Annotated in this window: 7 protein-coding genes; 2 read left to right on the forward strand and 5 right to left on the reverse strand. The window is 60.9% G+C overall.

The window, feature by feature from the left end; all coding sequences use genetic code 11:
- Nucleotides 1-563, reverse strand: a 563-nt coding sequence (locus tag SPHV1_RS01710; protein ID WP_054944396.1) for an AAA family ATPase, incomplete at its 3' end; no start/stop codon positions are given.
- Between the two features lie 400 nt (nt 564-963).
- Here SPHV1_RS01710 and SPHV1_RS01715 point away from each other — a divergent pair.
- On the forward strand, nt 964-1,221 hold the full coding sequence (locus SPHV1_RS01715) for an antitoxin (RefSeq protein ID WP_048575090.1): 258 nt from the start codon (nt 964-966) through the stop codon (nt 1,219-1,221).
- A complete protein-coding gene (locus tag SPHV1_RS01720; RefSeq protein ID WP_048575089.1) occupies nt 1,218-1,544 on the forward strand; it encodes a type II toxin-antitoxin system PemK/MazF family toxin in 327 nt (108 codons plus the stop codon). The genes SPHV1_RS01715 and SPHV1_RS01720 overlap by 4 nt, the downstream gene beginning before the upstream one ends.
- A 63-nt stretch (nt 1,545-1,607) precedes the next feature.
- Here the strand turns inward: SPHV1_RS01720 and SPHV1_RS01725 are convergent, their stop codons facing one another.
- The 4 genes from SPHV1_RS01725 to SPHV1_RS01740 form a co-directional block, all read right to left on the reverse strand.
- Entirely contained in the window at nt 1,608-1,913 is a 306-nt protein-coding gene (locus SPHV1_RS01725) for an addiction module antidote protein (RefSeq protein ID WP_030091807.1), read from the reverse strand.
- A complete protein-coding gene (locus tag SPHV1_RS01730) occupies nt 1,906-2,214 on the reverse strand; it encodes a type II toxin-antitoxin system RelE/ParE family toxin (RefSeq protein ID WP_030091808.1) in 309 nt (102 codons plus the stop codon). The genes SPHV1_RS01725 and SPHV1_RS01730 overlap by 8 nt, the downstream gene beginning before the upstream one ends.
- Before the next feature lie 109 nt (nt 2,215-2,323).
- Nucleotides 2,324-2,977, reverse strand: coding sequence for a hypothetical protein (locus tag SPHV1_RS01735; RefSeq protein ID WP_048575088.1), 654 nt, complete (start codon nt 2,975-2,977; stop codon nt 2,324-2,326).
- Nucleotides 2,974-3,807 carry an LPD29 domain-containing protein gene (locus SPHV1_RS01740; protein WP_140404624.1) on the reverse strand — a complete coding sequence of 278 codons (834 nt, stop codon included), beginning with the start codon at nt 3,805-3,807 and terminating at the stop codon, nt 2,974-2,976. The genes SPHV1_RS01735 and SPHV1_RS01740 overlap by 4 nt, the downstream gene beginning before the upstream one ends.
- Between the last annotated feature and the right edge of the window lie 106 nt (nt 3,808-3,913).

Consider the following 3,913-nt stretch of genomic DNA (forward strand, 5'->3'; position numbering starts at 1 on the left):
CCTGCGGCAAACAGGGCCTTGAACGCGGTCCGCTCCGCGATCGGCGTCGGCAAGGCGGTGATGCCCGCCGCCTCGATATTCTGCACGATGCTCTGCGCCACACGCGAGCGAACCCATGTGCTTGCCGGTGTGCGGGTATAGACCGCCGCAAAGGCGATCTCGCGCCGCGCTGCGGTCGAAGCGCGGCGGATGCTCTGAAAGGCTCTCGCCGCCTGATCACTGTCCAGAACGGAGCCTTGCAGCGGGACCAGGGCGAGGTGCGTCATCAACAATGCGTTGGTGACGCGAGCGGATGCCCTCCCCTCAAGGTCCACAATCACGAATTGCGCGCGCTTCTGCGCGGCGTCGATCGTGTCAATGATTCCATCCTCGTCTATCTCCTGAATGACCTCGATATTGTCGGGCTTTCCGGGGAGAGACGCCCACTTGGCGAGTGGGAAATTCGGGTCAGCGTCGATGAGAACGACGCCCGCCCCTGTGGCTGCCAGCTCGGTAGCCAGCAGAAGGGCCGTGGTGGTCTTGCCCACCCCGCCCTTGGGCGAAAGCATTGTGATGACGGGCATTGCGGCTCCTGATTTCTGATGATCGCAAGACATGCAATGCATGTCCTGCGCGCAATAAGGCATGATTGGTCAGAAAAGGCAATACATGAAATGCATGTAATGCATGAGGTCGTTTAAACGCTTTGCGGCCGTCTCGGCTTACTGCGACGGCAAGCCCCGAAAGGGAGACGTTCTGACGGCCACGCTGGTGACTGGCTGTGAGATTGCCCGCTATATCCAGCGGCGCGGCTCCTATGAGCGAGCCGAACACTCCCGGCGACCCTGAATGGCGTAGTTCAGGATCGCCGGGAGACCAAGGTAAGACAGGCAATGCGTGCAGTGCATGTTGCCCGTGGCTCATGCCGCCTTTGACTTCACTGCCCCAAAATGTTATATTCCAATATAACTTATGGAGGCTCTTATGCACACTACAAATCTTCGTAAGGTCGGGGGGTCGGTCATGCTGGTCGTTCCCCCTGCCCTGCTCGACGTTCTGCATCTGTCCGCTGGCGCAAGCGTCGGTTTGGCCGTGGACAACGGCAAGCTGGTGGTCGAGCCGTCCACGCGGCCCCGCTACACCATGGCGGAGCTGCTGGCCGCGTCCGACTATTCGCAGCCTATGCCCCCCGAAGAACGGGAATGGGTTGATACCCCTGCGGTGGGCCGCGAACTGATATGAAGCGCGGCGACATTTACATGGTCGATCTCGAACCCACGCATGGCCGCGAGCAACGCGGGCACCGTCCGGTTGTCGTCGTCTCCCCTGACGACTTCAACCGGACTACCGGCTTGCCGGTTATAGTGCCGATTACGAATGGCGGCGACTTCGCGCGCCGCATTGGATTCGCCGTGCCGCTCTCCGGCACAAAGACAACGGGCGTCGTGCGGTGCGATCAACCCCGCGTCCTCGATCTTGACGCACGCAACGGGCGGAAGATCGAAACCTTGCCGCAAGCCATCATGGATGAAGTCTTGGCGCGAGCGGTGACGATCTTCGAATAGCGGCCTGCGGCGCGCTCCGATTACATGCAATACATAGGTGACGTGTCACCCATGTATTGCATGTTAAGCCGTAGGCCGAACCGGCTCAAAGGCGATCCGCAATCCCAGCGCGTGCGCGATCTTCGCCACGGTGGCAAAGCTGGGATTCCCGTCCTCGGAAAGCGCCTTGTAGATGCCTTCCCGGCTCATGCCGGTGTCGCGCGCCAGCTTGCTAATATTCCGCGCGCGGGCAACCACGCCAAGGGCGCGTGTGACATAGGCCGGATTGTCGCCGTCTGCCTCCATGACAGCTTCCAGATAGCCCGCAATATCTTCCTCGGTTTTGAGATAGTCGGCGCTGTCATACCGGCTGAAAGTTACGTCAGTCATCGTTTCCGTCCTTCCATAGTGCGGCTAGTTTCTTCGCTTCTTCAATGTCGCGGGCCTGCGAGGACTTGTCGCCGCCACAGAGCAACACGATCAATACCGGTCCCCGGCGCATGAAGTAGACCCGATAGCCGGGGCCATAGTCGATCCGCATTTCAGAGAGGCCGCCACCCACGGGCTTCACGTCGCCGGGGTTTCCATTAGCGAGCCTATCCAGGCGAGCCGCAACGCGCCATGCCGCCTTGCGATCCCGTAAACCGGAAAGCCAAGCATCGAACACCGACGTTTTGATAAGCTCGATCATATGATAACTGTAGCTGACAGTTTGTGGACTGTCAACCATAGCTGACAGCTATAATGCATGAATGACATGCAATGCATGGGTGCCGTGTCACCCATGCATTGCGCCACAATTAAACGTCGCCATCCTCTCCCTCGGCGTCCTCGTCGTCGATCGGATCGTGCTGCATCCGTCCATGCCCTTCGCCGGGGCAAATGGGCGCACCTACGCTTTCCAGCCATTTCCGGGTTGTGCGGGCGGTATAGCCGCACGTAGCGCATTCGCATTTTATCATGCGCGCCGTCTGCTTCTTCTTTTGTGCAACCGGCGTCATCGCGTTCAACCGGCGATGCGGATAGGGGGGCAGGGTGCCTAGCAGGGCCTCGGCCCATGCCATAAACTCCGGCGTCGGTTCGCTGCTGGTGAAAGGGGCCTTGTGCCCGATCGCGGCGGCGGCGATCTGGAACGGGCGTTTATGGCCCGCCTCGGGCAATGCCGCATGGATCATCTCATGCGCAAGGATCGCGGCGACGGTCGCTTGATCGTCTTCAACAGGAGATATAAAAATCTCTGCATGGCGGTCCTCGCTCGCCGCTGCGCTCCAACATTGACCGCGCACACGGGTTTTCTTCCCCAGCTCGCCGCCCTTGCTCGGGAATCCGCATGTGACGCGATAGGGTGGAAAGTTGACGCCGGCACGCTCGGCAATGATCGGTTCCATCAGCGCTGCGAGCTGGCGCAACCAATGCTCGCGCAACGCCTCGGGGGAGGGCAGGGGGGCGCTCACCGTCCCGCCTCCATCTCGGAGGCCCGGACCCGGATAAGGGTTCCCAAATCCCATTGCTCACCGGGGACGGCGACAAAGGACCGGAACGCGGTTTCAGGCGTCGGGCGCTCGATGCCGTCAAGTCCGCCATGACTGGCGAAAAGCGCCTCGATGGCGCGACCGACGTGCTCGGCCGAATGGTCGCGCGACGTGAAGACATATTTGGAACCGCCGAAAACCGTAGTCCAAGGCGATCCGGCATATTCGTAAATGTCATCCATGCCGTTGAAACTGCCGCCCTGATACTTCTTGACGATCTCGTTGACGCTCGATTCCGTGGGTCCGTCAGTCCACGATATGCGGATGCTGCCCCAACTCTCCTTGCGAACCGAAAAGCGGATGCCGGGAAAAGCGGCCTTTAGCTCGGCCCGGATATTCTGCGCGGCCAGCTTACCGGAAGACTGGTCATCGCCCTGTTTCAGGCGCGCGTGCGCCGGAACGATGCGGAGCCGTTCAACCTCGGCCGCGAACCGCTGCGCCGCTTGCTCGGCGGCGTTTGCCTTCTCGGCCTTCACGCAAGCGGCATGGGCAAGTGCCTCGGCGATCTGCTCGGCACTGGCGATGCCGGGGAGAACCGACCATTGCACGCCCCTGATGATGCATTCAGGCACCTTTGCCGACATGCGGCCATTATCAAACACAACATCAAAGCTGGCGCTGCCGCCACTGTGCGCGATCCCGCAAGTCACGCGAACCGATCCGGGCCGCTGCTCGCCGTGGATCGCATAGACCGTGCCGGGTCCGGCCCAATGCAGAACGCAATTGATCCGGGTTCCAATGCTGATTTCCATGTCCTTAAATCCCTTTTTGAAATCGCCAACGGCGATGGCTCTTTCGCCATCGGCCTTGGCGGACACGGACGCCCAAGAACGCGGTGGGAGAGGGGGGCAGCGGGAA

Source organism: Novosphingobium sp. KN65.2 (assembly GCF_001368935.1).
Lineage (GTDB): Bacteria > Pseudomonadota > Alphaproteobacteria > Sphingomonadales > Sphingomonadaceae > Novosphingobium > Novosphingobium mathurense.